Annotated in this window: 13 protein-coding genes; 7 read left to right on the forward strand and 6 right to left on the reverse strand. The window is 72.7% G+C overall.

Annotation, left to right across the window (positions count from 1 at the left end):
• Positions 1-17 precede the first annotated feature (17 nt).
• From eccCa to ACIBEF_RS04490, 4 genes are all read left to right on the forward strand, one after another.
• Positions 18-4,004, forward strand: coding sequence for a type VII secretion protein EccCa (gene eccCa / locus ACIBEF_RS04475; protein WP_396791131.1), 3,987 nt, complete (start codon positions 18-20; stop codon positions 4,002-4,004).
• A 74-nt stretch (positions 4,005-4,078) separates the two neighbouring features.
• Positions 4,079-5,419 carry a type VII secretion-associated serine protease mycosin gene (mycP, locus tag ACIBEF_RS04480; protein WP_396791133.1) on the forward strand — a complete coding sequence of 447 codons (1,341 nt, stop codon included), beginning with the start codon at positions 4,079-4,081 and terminating at the stop codon, positions 5,417-5,419.
• A gap of 52 nt (positions 5,420-5,471) precedes the next feature.
• Complete coding sequence (locus ACIBEF_RS04485; protein WP_396791135.1) at positions 5,472-6,263, forward strand: phosphatase PAP2 family protein; 792 nt, start codon at positions 5,472-5,474, stop codon at positions 6,261-6,263.
• Positions 6,264-6,300: 37 nt separating this feature from the next.
• Positions 6,301-7,005, forward strand: a complete 705-nt coding sequence (locus ACIBEF_RS04490; RefSeq protein ID WP_396791137.1) for a phosphatase PAP2 family protein — start codon at positions 6,301-6,303, stop codon at positions 7,003-7,005.
• Positions 7,006-7,024: 19 nt separating this feature from the next.
• Here the strand turns inward: ACIBEF_RS04490 and ACIBEF_RS04495 are convergent, their stop codons facing one another.
• The 6 genes from ACIBEF_RS04495 to ACIBEF_RS04520 form a co-directional block, all read right to left on the reverse strand.
• A complete protein-coding gene (locus ACIBEF_RS04495) occupies positions 7,025-8,203 on the reverse strand; it encodes a MarP family serine protease (RefSeq protein ID WP_396791139.1) in 1,179 nt (392 codons plus the stop codon).
• Positions 8,204-8,266: 63 nt separating this feature from the next.
• The gene (locus tag ACIBEF_RS04500) at positions 8,267-8,959 is read right to left on the reverse strand and encodes a CoA pyrophosphatase (RefSeq protein WP_357199150.1); all 693 of its coding nucleotides are present in this window, start codon (positions 8,957-8,959) and stop codon (positions 8,267-8,269) included.
• Positions 8,956-9,648 carry a redoxin family protein gene (locus tag ACIBEF_RS04505; protein WP_396791142.1) on the reverse strand — a complete coding sequence of 231 codons (693 nt, stop codon included), beginning with the start codon at positions 9,646-9,648 and terminating at the stop codon, positions 8,956-8,958. Before ACIBEF_RS04505 ends, ACIBEF_RS04500 begins: the two co-directional genes overlap by 4 nt.
• Positions 9,645-10,433 carry an endonuclease III gene (gene nth / locus ACIBEF_RS04510; RefSeq protein ID WP_357199155.1) on the reverse strand — a complete coding sequence of 263 codons (789 nt, stop codon included), beginning with the start codon at positions 10,431-10,433 and terminating at the stop codon, positions 9,645-9,647. The genes ACIBEF_RS04505 and nth overlap by 4 nt, the downstream gene beginning before the upstream one ends.
• A 41-nt stretch (positions 10,434-10,474) precedes the next feature.
• Positions 10,475-11,653 (reverse strand): CapA family protein, encoded by a 1,179-nt coding sequence (locus tag ACIBEF_RS04515; RefSeq protein WP_396791144.1) that lies wholly within the window; start codon positions 11,651-11,653, stop codon positions 10,475-10,477.
• 11 nt (positions 11,654-11,664) lie between these two features.
• Positions 11,665-12,369 (reverse strand): adenosylcobinamide amidohydrolase, encoded by a 705-nt coding sequence (locus ACIBEF_RS04520; RefSeq protein WP_396791146.1) that lies wholly within the window; start codon positions 12,367-12,369, stop codon positions 11,665-11,667.
• Positions 12,370-12,512: 143 nt separating this feature from the next.
• Here ACIBEF_RS04520 and ACIBEF_RS04525 point away from each other — a divergent pair, with 143 nt between their 5' ends.
• From ACIBEF_RS04525 to ACIBEF_RS04535, 3 genes are all read left to right on the forward strand, one after another.
• Positions 12,513-13,190 carry a Crp/Fnr family transcriptional regulator gene (locus tag ACIBEF_RS04525; protein ID WP_007466162.1) on the forward strand — a complete coding sequence of 226 codons (678 nt, stop codon included), beginning with the start codon at positions 12,513-12,515 and terminating at the stop codon, positions 13,188-13,190.
• A 110-nt stretch (positions 13,191-13,300) separates the two neighbouring features.
• Positions 13,301-14,044 (forward strand): metallophosphoesterase family protein, encoded by a 744-nt coding sequence (locus tag ACIBEF_RS04530; protein WP_396791148.1) that lies wholly within the window; start codon positions 13,301-13,303, stop codon positions 14,042-14,044.
• Between the two features lie 355 nt (positions 14,045-14,399).
• A complete protein-coding gene (locus tag ACIBEF_RS04535) occupies positions 14,400-15,005 on the forward strand; it encodes a TetR/AcrR family transcriptional regulator (protein ID WP_091403316.1) in 606 nt (201 codons plus the stop codon).
• Positions 15,006-15,036: the final 31 nt, after the last annotated feature.

Below are 15,036 nucleotides of genomic sequence, written 5' to 3' on the forward strand. Positions count from 1 at the left end.
CGCTGTCAGGAGGCCGAGTGTCCACCGTCGTCATCAAGCGCCCACCGCGCCGACCAGCGCCGGAGATTCCCGGCGGTGAGCTGTCGGTCGACGCGCCACCGGAGATCCCCGTGGTGACCGGCGGGCGGTGGCAGCAACTGCTCATGCTGCTGCCCATGCTCGGCGGCACCGTGGCGATGGCGATGATGTTCGGCCGGGGCGGCGGGGCCTACTCGTACGTGGTGGGCGGCATGTTCGGGCTCTCCTCGTTGGCGATGCTGGTGACGTCCTGGGGCAGCGCCTCCGGCACCCCGAAGAAGTCCGAGATGATGGCCGCCCGCAGGGAGTACCTGCGCCACCTGGCCACACTGCGGCGGCGGGTACGGCGCACCGCGGGCCAGCAACGGGCCGGGCTCTACTACCGGCACCCGGATCCGGGCCGGCTCTGGTCGACGGTGGACAGCCACCGGGTCTGGGAACGGCGCCCCGCCGACCCCGATTTCGCTGTCGTGCGGGTCGCCGTCGGGCCGCAGACCCTGGCCACCCCGCTGGTCCCACCGGTCACCCGGCCACTGGAGGAGCTCGAGCCGATGACCGCCGGCGCGCTGCGCCGCTTCCTGGACGCGTACTCGGTGGTGCCGGACCTGCCGGTGGCGCTGTCGCTGCGCAGCTTCGCCCGGGTGCACGTGCGATCCGCCGCCCGTGGCCGGGCCGCGACCACCCCGACCACCGGCGGGCCACCCACCGGCGACCCGGCGGCGCAGGCGCTGGTCCGGGCCGTGCTGACCCAGTTGGCCGTCTTCCACGCCCCCGACGAGCTGCTCGTCGCGGTCTGCGCCGGGCCGGAGCGCCGCGCCTGCTGGGAGTGGGTGAAGTGGCTTCCGCACGCCCACCATCCCGGCCGCGCCGACGCGCTCGGCCCGGTACGCCTGGTCACCAGCTCGGCCGCCGAGTTGGAGTCGCTGCTGGCCGACGTCCTGGCCACCCGGTCCCGGTTCAGCCCGGCCGGCCCGGCCACCGACGGCCAGCACGTGGTGGTGGTCCTCGACGGCGGCGACCTGACCGGTGCCAGTGACCTGACCGGCGACGGCGGCATCGACGCCGTCACCGTGCTGGACCTGGACACCCCGCCGCCCCGACTGCTGGACCGGTACGCGCTGCTGCTGGAGTTGCACGGCCGGCGGCTGCACTCGCGCTCGTCCGACGGGCACGCCGAGGTGGGCACCGCCGACCAGTTGGACCTGGCCGACGCCGAGGCGGTCGCCCGACGGTTGGCACCGCTGCGGCTCGCCGGCGCGGCCCGCGGGCCGGACTCCCCACTCCAGGCCGACCTGGGCCTCCCCGAGCTGCTCGGCCTCGGTGACCCGGAGAGCTTCAGCGCGGAACAGGGCTGGTTGCCGCGCTCGGCACGGGACCGGTTGCGGGTGCCGATCGGTGTGGGCGCGGACGGCGGGGCCATCGAGCTGGACCTCAAGGAGTCCGCCCAGGACGGCATGGGCCCGCACGGTCTGCTCATCGGGGCGACCGGCTCCGGCAAGTCCGAGCTGCTGCGCACGCTGGTGCTGGGGCTCGCCGCCACGCACAGCTCCGAGCAGCTCAACTTCGTGCTCGTCGACTTCAAGGGTGGCGCCACCTTCACCTCGTTCGACCGGCTGCCGCACACCGCGGCCGTGATCACCAACCTGGCCGACGCGTTGCCCCTCGTCGATCGCATGGTGGACGCGATCAACGGGGAGTTGGTCCGCCGCCAGGAGTTGCTGCGGCGGGCCGGAAACTTCGCCAGCGTGCGCGACTACGAGCGCGCCAGGGCGGCCGGCAGCCCTCTCGCCCCGCTGCCGTCGTTGCTGCTGATCTGCGACGAATTCTCGGAGCTGCTCTCCGCCAAGCCCGACTTCATCGACCTGTTCGTGCAGATCGGCCGACTGGGCCGGTCGCTCGGCGTGCACCTGCTGCTCGCCAGCCAGCGCCTGGAGGAGGGCCGGCTCCGTGGGTTGGACACCCACCTCTCGTACCGGATCGGGTTGCGCACCTTCTCGGCGCTGGAGTCCCGGACGGTGCTCGGCGTGGCGGACGCGCACGAGCTGCCCCGCTCACCGGGCCACGGCTACCTGCGGGCCGGCACCGACCCGCTGGCCCGCTTCAAGGCCGCGTACGTCTCCGGTGCCGTCCGCCGTCGGGCCGCGCCGGGCGGCGTCGCCACCGAGGGAGGCGCGCGGCTGCTCACCTTCACCACCCACGTCGTACCGGTGCCCGAGCCGGCGACCCCGGCCCTGCCCGTCGTGGCGGAGGAGGAGGGCACCAGGACGCTGCTCGACCTGCTGGTGGACCGGCTCGTCGGGCAGGGCCCGCCGGCGCACCAGGTCTGGCTTCCGCCGCTCGGCCAACCGCCCGCCCTGGACGAGCTGCTCGGTCCGGTCGAGGTGCACCCGAAACGCGGGCTGACCGTGGGCAACCCTGAGTTGCACGGGGCACTCGGCGTGCCGATGGCGGTGGTGGACAAACCATTGGAGCAGCGTCGGGACCTGCTCTGGCTGGCGCTGGACGGTGCTGCCGGCCACGTCGCGGTGGTCGGCGCGCCGCAGAGCGGCAAGTCCACCGCCCTGCGCACGCTGATCTGCGCGCTGGCGCTCACCCACACACCGGCCGAGGTGCAGGTCTACTGTCTCGACTTCGGCGGCGGCGGGTTGGCCGCGCTGCGCGACCTTCCGCACGTCGGCGGGGTGACCGGCCGCGCCGACCCGACCGCCGTACGACGCACCGTCGGCGAGATGACCACCCTGCTGGTCGACCGGGAACGCCGCTTCGCCGAGCTGGGCGTGGAGTCGATGGCCGCGTACCGGCAGCGTCGAGCGGCGGCGGGGACCGTGGGCCAGCCGGGCACCGACCCGTACGGCGACGTGTTCCTGGTGATCGACGGGTGGACCACCATCCGCGGCGAGTACGACGACCTGGAGCCCCTCGTCACCGACCTGGCCACCCGGGGCCTGTCGTACGGGCTGCACGTGGTCGCCACCGGGCTGCGATGGTTGGATTTCCGCCCGGCGATCCGGGACCTGTTCGGCTCCCGGCTGGAGCTGCGCCTCGGTGACCCGGCCGACTCGTTGGTGGCCCGGCGTGCGGCCGCGAACGTGCCGGAGCGCTCCGGCCGAGGGGTGACCGCTGAGGGCCTGCACTTCCTCACCGCGCTGCCGCAGCTCGGTACCGCCGGCGCAGACACCGCCGACCTGGTCAAGAGGGCCGCCGACGGGTGGGCGGGTGCTCGGGCACCCCGGGTGCGGCTGCTCCCGCCGGTGCTGCCGTACGCCGATCTGGACCTCACCTCGACGACCGGGCTGCGGCTGCCGATCGGGATCGCGGAGGCGGACCTGCGCCCGGTGTCGCTCGACTTCGCCACCGAGCCGCACTTCGTGGTCTTCGGGGACTCGGAGTGCGGCAAGTCGTCGTTCCTGCGCGCGCTGGCCACGTCGATCATCACCCGGTTCACTCCCGAGCAGGCCCGGGTGATCCTCGTCGACTACCGGCGCAGCCTGCTCGGTGCCATCGAGACGCCACACCTGATCGGGTACGGCACCGCGGCGGCTCACACCGCCGACCTGGTCGAGTCGGCCGCCGGGTACCTGGAACGGCGGGCTCCCGGGCCGGAGGTCACCCCGCAGCAGTTGCGGGACCGGTCCTGGTGGTCCGGGCCTGAGCTGTTCGTGCTGGTGGACGACTACGACCTGGTGGCGGCGGGGCCGGCGAACCCGTTGCGCGCACTGGAGGAGCATCTGCCGCACGCCCGGGACATCGGGCTGCACCTGGTGCTGGCCCGCCGGTCCGGTGGGGCGAGCCGGGCCCAGTACGAGCCGATCGTGCAGCGCCTGCGGGAGCTGTCCACGGCCGGCCTGGTGATGGCGGGCAGCCCCGAGGAGGGCGCACTCGTCGGGTCGGTGCGTCCCGGACCGCTGCCGCCGGGGCGTGGTCGGCTGGTCACCCGACGGGAGGGCGTACGCCTCGTTCAGTTGGCACAACTGCCGCCGCAATGACCTGACTCGCCGGTTCTTCCCGTGACGGGTGGGGAAACCGGTAATCTCCGAGCGTCATGGTTCCGTCGGGATGAATGGCTGGGTATGTGACTGGGGTGCGGCACAGCGGTCCGTCGGCGGCCCGACGAGCGACCAGCCGGGCGCTGCTCGGCGTGGCCGCGGCGCTTGCCGTCGCGGCCCCGACCGCGGCAGTCGTGCCGGTCGCCGCGCCCACGAACGGTGGACAACTCGCCGGCGCGCCGATGGCGTTCGCCCCCGGTGACGCCGTCGCCCGCACCGACCAGGTCCGCGACGAGCAGTGGCAGCTCGACGAGTTGCAGGCCGAAACGGCGTGGCGCAACTCGACCGGCCGGGGCGTGACAGTGGCGGTGGTCGACTCCGGAGTGGACGGCAACCACCCCGACCTGGTTGGTCAGGTGCTTCCTGGCAAGGACCTGGTCGGCCCCGGTGGTGCGCCGGGCCCGGATCCGGTGGGTCACGGCACCACCGTCGCCGGCCTGATCGCCGGGCGCAACGACGACAAGCGGGGCGTGGTCGGCCTCGCACCGGACGCCCGGATCCTGCCGGTCCGTGTGCTGGACGAGGAGAACCGTTACGACGACGCGCTGATCGTCGCCCAGGGGGTCCGCTGGGCCGTCGACAACGGCGCCCGTGTGATCAACCTGTCGCTGGGCGGCAGTGGTGACAGCCCGGCCCTGGCCGCCGCCCTGGACTACGCGTTCGTCCGGGACGTGGTCGTGGTCGCCTGCACCGGCAACCTGGCCACCTCCACCAGCACCAAGGTGTGGTACCCGGCTCGGGAGCCGGGTGTGATCGCCGTGTCCGGTCTCGAACGCAGCAGCGACAACCTGTGGTCCGGCTCGATCACCGGCCGGGCGACGGTGCTCACCGCTCCCGCCAGCGGCCTGGTCGGCGCCAAGCCTCCGAGCGGGTACTGGCGGGTGCAGGGCACCAGCTTCGCCGCGCCACTGGTGGCGGCGACCGCAGCGCTGGTCCGGTCCCGCTATCCGCAGATGCCCGCGGGTGAGGTGGTCAACCGGTTGTTGGCCACCGCCCGGGACCTGGGCCCGACCGGGCGGGACGACCGCTTCGGGTACGGGGTGATCGACCCGGTCGCCGCGTTGACCGCTCAGGTGCCGCCGGTGACCGCCAACCCGTTGGACGACCAGACGTCGCCGGGCGTGACCGGTTTCGGTCCGGCGCCCGGCTCGGTCGATGACGATCCGGTGGCCGGAGCGGGCGCCGATCCACTCGGTCTCGCCGCATCCGGTCAGCAGAGTCGCTGGACGGCGCGGGCGGCGGGCGGTCAGGACACGTCCGCGCCGGAGCAGCTGTGGATCACTGTCGTGCTCCTCGTCGCTCTGGTCGCCGGTGCGGCCCTGATGGTGCGCCGGTTGCGTCAGCGGACCCGTTGATCGCGACCGCCCGGTAGGCCTGAGCGGCTGCCCGGCCGGGTAGAACGGACCCATGAGTACGCACCGGACGCCCACCCTCGCTGCCACCGGCCAGCCGTCCTGGCGACGCCGCCGATTCGACCCGGACCATGCGCTGGGTCTGCGGCTCACTCTCGCCGCGGTCGCGGCGTTCCTGGTGCTGGTGCCGTTCGCGCTGCTCACCCTGCTGGTTCTCGGCGCCTGGGCGCCGCTGCACCGGCTGGACACAGCGGTCACCGACGCGCTGCACGACTACGCCCAGGATCACCCGGCCTGGGTCGCGCTGATGCGAGGCTGGACCGAGGTGTTCGCACCGATGCCACTGCGCGCCGTGGTCCTGCTCCTGGTGGTCTGGTTGCTGCGCCGGGGAGCCCGCCGGCTGGCAATCTGGGCGGCCACCACAATGGTCGTCGGCGGGTTGGTCGGTCCGCTGCTCAAGTTGCTGGTCGGCCGGGACCGGCCGGAGTTGCTGGACCCGGTGGCCCGGGCCGCCGGCTACTCGTTCCCCTCCGGACACGCGCTGAACGCCACCCTGGCCGCCGGGGTGCTGCTGCTGGTGCTCCTGCCCTACGCCGGGCGCGGGGTGGCGCGGGCCGCGCTCTGGGTGGCAGCGGTCCTGCTCACAGTGGTGACCGGGCTGAGCAGGGTGACGCTGGGCGTGCACTTCACCAGTGACGTGGTGGGTGGATGGTTGCTCGGTGTGGCGGTGGTCGCTGCCACCACCGCCGCGTTCACCAGTTGGCGGGCACACACCGGTCTTCGGCCGGTCCGGCCGACCCGCGACGGCGTTGCTCCCGAGGTCGAGCGGCACCCGGGAGCTGCCTGAGGAGTGACGACGAGCTCGGCCGGGTACTGGGCGACCCATGTCCGAGACCGTGGTCCAGATCCTCCGGCGGGTGCTGCTGCCGGTGTCCCTCCTGCTGGGGCTCATGGTGCTGCTCGGGGTGCTGGTCACCCGGGTGTTCGCCCGTACCTGGCCGTTCACCGTCGAGGACGCGGTGAACCGAGAGTTGGCCGCCGACCGCACCGGCGGCTGGAACAACGTCTCACTGGTGTTCAGCACGCTGGCCAGCACCCAGATGATCGTCGTGGTCACCGTGCTGGTGGCGTTGGCGCTACGGCTCTGGCTGAAGCGCTGGCGCGAGCCGCTGTTCCTGTGCGCGGCGGTGACCGCCCAGGCGCTGGTGTTCCTCCTGACCACGCTGGCGATCGACCGGCGGCGTCCGGCGGTGGAGCACATGGACGTCTCGCCACCCACGTCGAGCTTCCCGTCCGGGCACACCTCGGCGGCGGTGGCGCTCTACGTCGGCATCGCGGTGCTGCTGGCGCTGCGGGCACGGAGCACCGGCGCGAAGGTCGCCTGGTGGACGCTGCTGCTGATGGTGCCGCTGGGCGTGGCGCTGACCCGGATGTACCGGGGCATGCACCACCCGAGCGACGTGGTGGCGTCCTTCGTCAACGGCGGCACGTGCGTCGCGATCATGGCCCGTGCCGTGCTGGACCGGGGGCTGCGGTGGGGCCGGGCGAAGCTACCGGCCGTCGGGCGTCCCGCCCCGGCTCGAGGCTGAGCCGACCCCGCGGCGACGCTCAGGTGCACTCGCCGGTGCCGACCTGCCTGTTGCGTTCGGCACCGGCCAACGCCACCGGGCGGGCCTCGGCCGCCGTCACGGCGAAGCCGGTGTTCGGGTCGTCGGACGCCGCCGCGAAGATCACACCGAGCACCAGGCCGTTGGCGGAGAGCAGCGGGCCCCCCGAGTTGCCGCTGCGGACCAGCGCCCGGATCGTGTAGATCTCCCGGGTCACCTCGTTGGACGAGTAGATGTCCGGGCCCTTGATCCGGTCGACGTCCCGGACCCGCGCCGACTGCGCGTTGTACGGGCCGTCGAGCGGGAAGCCGAGCACTATCGCGTCGGAGCCACTGCCCGCGTTGCCGGCGGCGAACCGCAGGGACGGCCCGGGCAGCCCGGGCACGAGCAGCACCGCCAGATCCCGGCTCGGGTCGTAGACCACCACCTTGCCGTCGTACCGCTCGCCGCCCAGTTCCACGGCGACCGACCGGGTGCCGGCCACCACGTGCGCGTTGGTCATCACCCGGTCGTCCGCGTACACGAAGCCGGAACCCTCGATCCGGCGTGAGCAGCTGGGCGCGGAGCCGAGCACCTTAACGACCGACTGCCGACCGCTGACCACCACCTGCGAGCCGGCCAGTGCCGGGTCGGGCGGGTCGACCTGCCGGGCCCGGGTGGGCGCGAGGTCACCGAAGACATCCGGGAACCCGTCGGTGTCGACGGTGTCCTCCAGCGCCGTGGACAGCTGGTGGGCTTGCTCCGGCAGGATCTGGTTGACCACCGTGATCAACGCACTGTTGCGGACCGAGGCGGCGAGCCAGGGCACCGAGGACGAGCCGAGCGGCACGGCGACCAGCCAGGCGAGCAGGAGCACCGCGAACAGCGAGACGAGCGCCCCACCGACGTCGTCGGCCCGTTTGCCCACGTCACTGGTGATCGTCTTGCGCAGGTGCGAGCCGAGCCAACCGGCGAGTGCCTGCCCGACCACTGCCAGCCCGAAGATGGCCACCAGCGAGATCAGCACACGGGTGCCGGCGTCCACGAACTGTCTGGCGAACAGCGGCCCGAGCTGGAGACCCAGCAGCAGACCCAGGAAGAAGCCGGACAACGACGTGACACCGATGACGAAACCCTGGCGGTATCCGCTGATCGCGAACACGAGCATGAGCAGCAGCAGGACGAGATCCACGACGGACACGGGTCAAGCGTACGGGGAGTGTGCCCGCCGGATGACCATCGCTTGCGGATGGTGACCGCGCGGTCAGCGCAGGGCGGTCTCGTCAGCCTCGTCGGTGCCGGCGGACGGGGCCGGTGTCGCCCGGGTCGACGGAAGCTCCACCACCCGGTCCTGCGACCACGGGCGGGCCCAGCCGCCCATTTCGAGCAGGGTGGCGAGCACCCCGGCGGTGAAACCCCAGACGAGCATTCCGCGCGCCGAGAACGCCGGCCCGATCCAGCCGCTCGGGTGCCGGACCCGCAGTCGGTTGGCCGGGTCGACCAGTTCGCTGACCGGCAGGCGGGCGACGTGTGCCACCTCGGCCGGCTCCCGTGGGTGCACCGGGTGCGGGTCGTGCCACCAGGCCAGCACCGGCGTTACCACGAAGTCGCTGACCGGAATCCACAGTTTCGGCAGCTCGGCCAGCACTGTCACGCTGGCCGGGTCGAGGCCGACCTCCTCGTTCGCCTCACGCAGGGCGGTGGCGCGGACGTCGGCGTCCTCCGGGTCGGCCGCACCCCCGGGAAAGGCGGGCTGGCCGGCATGGTTGCGCAGGGTGGCGGCGCGTTGCAGGACCAGCACGTCGGGACCCGCGCCGGGCTGCTCGCCGAGCAGCACCAGCACGGCGCTCTCCCGACCGCCCTCGGTCGGCGTGGTCAGCCGGGTGAAGTCCTCGGCGCGGGCGGTGCCCAGCCGGGTCAGCAACGGATCGATCCACCCGGGTGGCCGACGGGTCACGCCGGCACCGCCAGGCCGAGGTGCTGGCGGACCAGCTCGGCGAGCTTGGTGTCGTCGAGAGCGCCGCTGGCGTCGATGTGCCGGACCTGACCGTCGCCGTCGACGAAGAGGGTCAGCGGAATGGCGTTGCGCTTCAGCTCGCGCTGCAGCGCCTCGCCCTGGTCCACCAGGATCGGGAATCGGACGCCGAAGTCCTCACCGATGGACTGGGCGCCGCCCCGGCTGTCCCGACTGTTGACCCCGATCACCTGGAGCTGACCGGTGGCCCGCTCGCTGAGGCGTTGGAAGGCGGGCAGCTCCTTGCGGCACGGCGGGCACCAGGAGGCCCACACGTTGATCACCGCCGGCCCGGCCACGTTCCGGAGGGCGACGGGAGCACCGCCGGTGAAGCAGGCGAGCGTCAGCTCCGGCAGCGCCGACCCACCAGCGGCGCGGGCCGTCGTGTCAGGCGTACCGGAGGCCGTCGCACTCGCGCCGGGCGACGGCGGAACCGCCGTTGCCGGGGTCGCCGTGCCGGAGCCGGGCGACGGTGCCGTGGGTGCCGTGCTCAGCGTCGAACAGTCCCGGAACGGCGACGGTCGCTCAGCGGCGGCCGGGCGGGGGGCTGGCTCGTCGTCGGCAGTGCCGCTGGTGCAACCGGTGACCGCCAGCAGCAGCGGCAGGACGGCGAGGGCGAGGCGGCGGTTCACGGCACCTCCGCAGCGACCGCCTGCGCGGGCACCAGATCCGGGTCGACCCCGGCAGCCACCGCGAGGTCGCGCGCCCGAGGGCCCTTGAGCAGCTTCGCGGCGGCGGCCGGCTCGGTCGGGCCGGTGCCGTACGAGGGGCAGAGCTTCGCGAGCGTGCAGGCGCCGCAGGCCGGCTTGCGGGCGTGGCAGACCCGTCGCCCGTGGAAGATGATCCGGTGCGAGAGCATGGTCCAGTCGCGCTTGTCGTACAGCGCGCCGATCGCGTGCTCGATCTTGACCGGGTCGGTCTCGGTGGTCAGCCGCCACCGGTGGACCAGCCGCTGGAAGTGCGTGTCGACGGTGATGCCCGGGACGTCGAAGGCGTTGCCCAGAATCACGTTGGCGGTCTTGCGGCCGATGCCCGGGAGCGTCACCAGGTCGACGAGCCGCCCCGGGACCCTGCCGTCGTACCGGTCGAGAAGGGCCTGACCGAGCTTGAGCAGTGAGTCGGTCTTGTTGCGGTAGAAGCCGGTGGGCCTGATCAACTCCTCCATCTCGCCCCGGTCGGCGCCGGCGTACGCGGCAGCGCTCGGGTAGCGGGCGAAGAGCTTCGGGGTGACCTCGTTGACCTTCTTGTCCGTGCACTGGGCGGACAGGATCGTGGCGACGGCCAACTCCAGGGCGTTGGAGTGGTCCAGCTCACAATGCGCGTCGGGATGTGTCTCGGCCAGCACCCGACCGATCTTGCGAGCACGGCGTTTGCGCCCGAGATCGGTCTCGCTGGCACCGGGAGGGCTACTGGTCACGACGGTCAGCCTACGTCGCACCCCAGACGTTCCCCGTCGGGTCAGCCGGCGCTCGGCGCCGTGATCTTCCCCTGCCCGTCGAGGCGAGCGCCGCCCTTCGGGAAGTCGGCGCGACTCAACTCGGTGACCAGGCCCAGGCCCCGGTCGTCCGGGTCCATGGTCGGCTTGCCGGAGGAGTTCATGTACGTGGAGGTGAACGAGCCGCCGGCCCAGCTGCCGTCCGGCTTGAGCGACACCTTCAGCACCCCGCCCCAGCCGAGGCGACCGTCGTTGCTCAGCGAGTTGCCGCCGCCGGCGAAGTTGCCCAGGCTGTACGCGATCAGGCGCCCCTTGTAGAACTCCATCCCGCGCAACACGTGCGGGCCGTGCCCGACGATCAGGTCGGCGCCAGCGTCGATCATCGCGTGCGAGAACTTCACCGGGTCGCCCCGGTTCTCGCCCAGGAACATCTCGGTGCCCGGCTTCACCCGGGTCTTGTCGACACCCTCGCCACCCATGTGCACCTGCACCACGACCAGGTCGGCCATGGTGGCGGCCTTGGCGACCACCGCCTTGGCCTTGTCGATGTCGACGAGGCTGTTGGACCAGACGTACGACGAGAAGCCGGCGACGGCGACCTTGACGCCCTTGACCTCCACCACGGTGATCTCGTTCGGCGCGCCGGTGTGCTCCAGGTCGTACTTCTTCAGCGCCTTCTGGGTGTTCTCGTAGCCCTTGGGCCCGTAGTCGTAGCCATGGTTGTTGGCCTGGTTGAGCACGTCGAAGCCGGCGTCACGCAGGTGGGCGGCGTACTCCGGCGGGGCGCGGAACTGGAAGCAGCGGGTGGAGTTCGCCCCGCACTTGCCGGTGCCCGTGTCGACCGTCAGCGGCTCCTCCAGGTTGCCCATCACCAGGTCGGCCTTGAGCGCGTCGGTGACCGAGTTGAAGAAGCCCTTACCGCCGGCGGCGGGCAGCCGACTGGGCGCGTTGCCCATGATGATGTCGCCGGTGGCGGAGAGCGAGATCGCGCCACCCTGACCGGACGACGCGGGCCCGGTTGCCTTCGGGCCGGTCGTGGAGACCGGCGCGCCGGTGCCACCACCTCCCGCGCCGGGCTGCCAGACGGGTGCCTCACCACCGGGGTCGGCACAGCCGGCCACGAGGAGGGCGGCCAGCAGCGCGGCGAGGCCGAGGGCGACGCGGCGGCGCGGGCGGGACGCGAGGGGGGCGGGAGCGTACATCGCCCGCGACCCTACCGGTCGTTAAACGCGCCAACGACAGCCGATCGGTTGGACTTTGCGCCCCTGAGCTGGTCGGACCACGGCACGACCGGCCGGGAACCACCGGCGAGCACCGCCGCGTGCACCGCTCGGGCGAGCGGGGCGCCCCAGGTGGAGCGTGGCCCGCCGTACGCGGCCTCCGGCCCGTCCACCGGGCAGAGCACCGTGACCGCGTCGGTGGGCGTGCCGGTCCCCGGCAACCCCAGCTCGGCGATCGCCTGGGTCTTCGCCTCGGTCGCGGTGGACACCGCGTTGACCAGCGCGGAGTCGGCGAGTCGTGCCGGCACGTACACCACGATGTTGACGGTGCCGACGCGTGGGCTGAGCGCGGCCGGCGGCGCGGCAGCGGGCACCGGCGTACCGAGCCCGACCGTCGCCCAGGCCCGCACCCCGGCGTCGCTACGCGCCACCACCTCGGCCACATCGACGCCGGTCAGCAGACCGATCCCGGGCCCGTCGAGGGTCAGCTCGGCGGCGAGCGAGGCCAGGTGCGCGGCGGGGTCCTCCCGGTCGTACGACATCGGGACCGTCGCGTTCAACACCCACCTCCGGACGCCGATGCCACCGCCCAGCGGGGCACTGCTGGCCGCCCGTAGGGGCACGTCCGCACGCCAGACGAGCAGCGGGACGTTCCGCCCGTCCTCGGCGCGGCTGGTCAGAGTCGGCTCGCTCAGCACGTCGGGCAGGTTACGCCCACCGATCAAGATTCCAGGGGCGACCTCTGATTCGTGCTCACGTGCGCCTAGACTTGGCGGCGCGCGAGGGGATCAGCGGACGGCGGCCCCGGCCGACGGACGGCACGCGCAACCGGAGGTGCGCAATGGACGAGGTACTGGCCCGCAGCGGGATCTTCCAGGGTGTTGACCCGGAAGCTGCCGAGGCGCTTGCCAAGGAGATGGAGACGATCGAGGTCCGCAAGGGCGAGATCGTCTTCAATGAGGGCGAGCCCGGTGACAGCCTCTACATCCTGCTGTCCGGGAAGATCAAGGTTGGTCGCCGCGCAGCGGACGGCCGGCAGAACCTCATCGCGGTGATGGGGCCGTCGGACATGGTCGGTGAGCTGTCGCTCTTCGACCCGGGTCCGCGTACGGCGACCGCCACCGCGGTGACCGACACCCGGCTGGTGCGGCTGCGTAAGCAGGCGCTGCGGCCGTGGCTCAACAACCGCCCGGAGATCGCCGAGCAGCTGCTGCGGGTGCTCGCCCGGCGGCTGCGTCGGACCAACGACTCGCTCGCCGACCTGATCTTCACGGACGTGCCGGGCCGGGTCGCCAAGAACCTGCTCCAGATGGCGGGCCGCTTCGGCACCCGCGACGGCGGCGTTCTGCGGGTGACCCACGACCTCACCCAGGAGGAGATCGCCCAGCTCGTCGGCGCCTCCCGGGAGACCGTCAACAAGGCGCTGGCCGACTTCGCGTCGCGCGGGTGGCTGCGGTTGGACGGCAAGAGCATCATCATCCTGGACCCGGAGCGCCTGGCCCGCCGCGCCCGCGTCTGAGCAGTACAACGCGTCCCCGCCTGCCGTCACCGGCCGCAGGCGGGGACGTCTGCCGTCTGCCTGGCGCAGAATCGCTGGCCTCGATGGATGTCAGCGGTGATGGTGGGCCCATGGTGAATCGTGTTGCGGTGCTCTCCGACATCCACGGCGTCCTGCCGGCGCTGGAGGCCGTCCTGGCCGAGCCGGACGTGGCCGCCGCCGATCTGATCGTGCTCACCGGTGACATCGCCGCCGGCCCGCAACCGGTCGAGGTGCTGGACGTGCTCGCCGATCTGGGTGACCGGGTGTGCTGGGTCGGCGGCAACTGCGAGCGCGAGCTGGTCGAGGCCCGGGCCGGTCGCCCGGCGTCGATCGAGGTGTCGAACTGGGCCGCCGGGCAGCTACGCGACGACCAGGTGGCCCGGCTCGCCGCACTTCCGACGACGGCGACGCTGGACATCGACGGCCTCGGGCGGACGCTGTTCTGCCACGCGACGCCCCGCGACGACGAGGAGGTCGTGCTCGTCGACTCCCGGATGGCGCGCTGGGCGGAGGTGTTCGACGGTCTTCCCGCCGAGGTCTCCACGGTGGTCTGCGGACACACGCACATGCCCTTCACCCGGCTGGTCGATCGGCGCCTGGTGGTCAATCCGGGCAGCATCGGCATGCCGTACGGGGGCGCGGGCGCGTGGTGGGCGCTGCTCGGGCCGGGCGTCCAGCTACGCCGCACCGCCTTCGACGTGGACGCGGCCTGCGCCCGGGTGGCGGCCGAGTCGGCCTTCCCCGACGCTGCAGCCTGGGCCGACGAGTACCTGCGCTCCCAGCACAGCGACGCAGACGCGCTGACCGTCTTCGGCCCCCGCGACGGCCGCTGAGCCGGCAACCCCTGGGTGGCGGCCGAGGGTGGCAGGTGGGGGGTGGCAGGCGGGAGGGTGGCAGGCGGGGTGGCAGCCGAGGACCGTGGGTCGGGGTCCCTTTGGAGCTGAATCGTTTGCGACATCAGGATCCGATCGACTGATCAGGTCGACGGGTGATTCGTTTACGGCATCAGCTCCATAGCGAGCCTTCAGCGGGTCCGCGGAACCCCCGCGGGCACCGCGAGTGCAGCGGGCACCGCGCGTCGGGGTCAGCGAGCGGGGGCCAGGTTCAGGCGAGGGCCCGTACCGACCCCGGCAGGGCCACAAAAAAGTCAGTCTTGACTGTTTGTTTCGTAGGCAGCAGGCTGTTCCCGTGCCCACCGCATCGACGCGTGTCCCCCAGCAGGAACGCAGCCGCGCCACCCAGGCCCGACTGCTGGAGGCGACCGTCGACTGCCTCATCGAGCACGGCTGGTCCGGCACCACGACCACCGTCGTCGCGGCGCGGGCCGGTGTCTCGCGTGGGGCACAGCTGCACCACTACCCGACGAAGGCGGCGCTGGTGACGGCCGCCGTGGCCCATCTGGCTGAGCGCCGGGCCGACGAGTTGCGCACCGAGGCCGAGGCGCTGCCGGCTGGCCCGCAGCGGTTGGACCGGGTCGTCGACCTGCTCGCCGTAGCGTTCACCGGGCCGCTGTTCGTGGCCGCGCTTGAGCTCTGGGTCGCCGCCCGCACCGATCGGGAGCTGCGGGACGCCCTGGTGCCGCTGGAGGCGACGGTCGGGCGGGAGATGCACCGGCTCACCGTCGCCCTCCTCGGTGTCGACGAGCGCCGACCCGGTGTCCGCGAAGCGGTGCAGGCCACGCTCGACCTGCTCCGTGGGCTCGGGGTGGCCAACCTGCTCAGCGACGACTCCGCCCGCCGGGCCGCCCTGTTGACCACCTGGAAGCGCCAGCTCGCCACCCTGCTCACGCCCTGACCGCCGGCCGCACCGGCCACCACCGACCGGA

The organism is Micromonospora sp. NPDC050795 (assembly GCF_044456785.1).
Taxonomy (GTDB): domain Bacteria; phylum Actinomycetota; class Actinomycetes; order Mycobacteriales; family Micromonosporaceae; genus Micromonospora.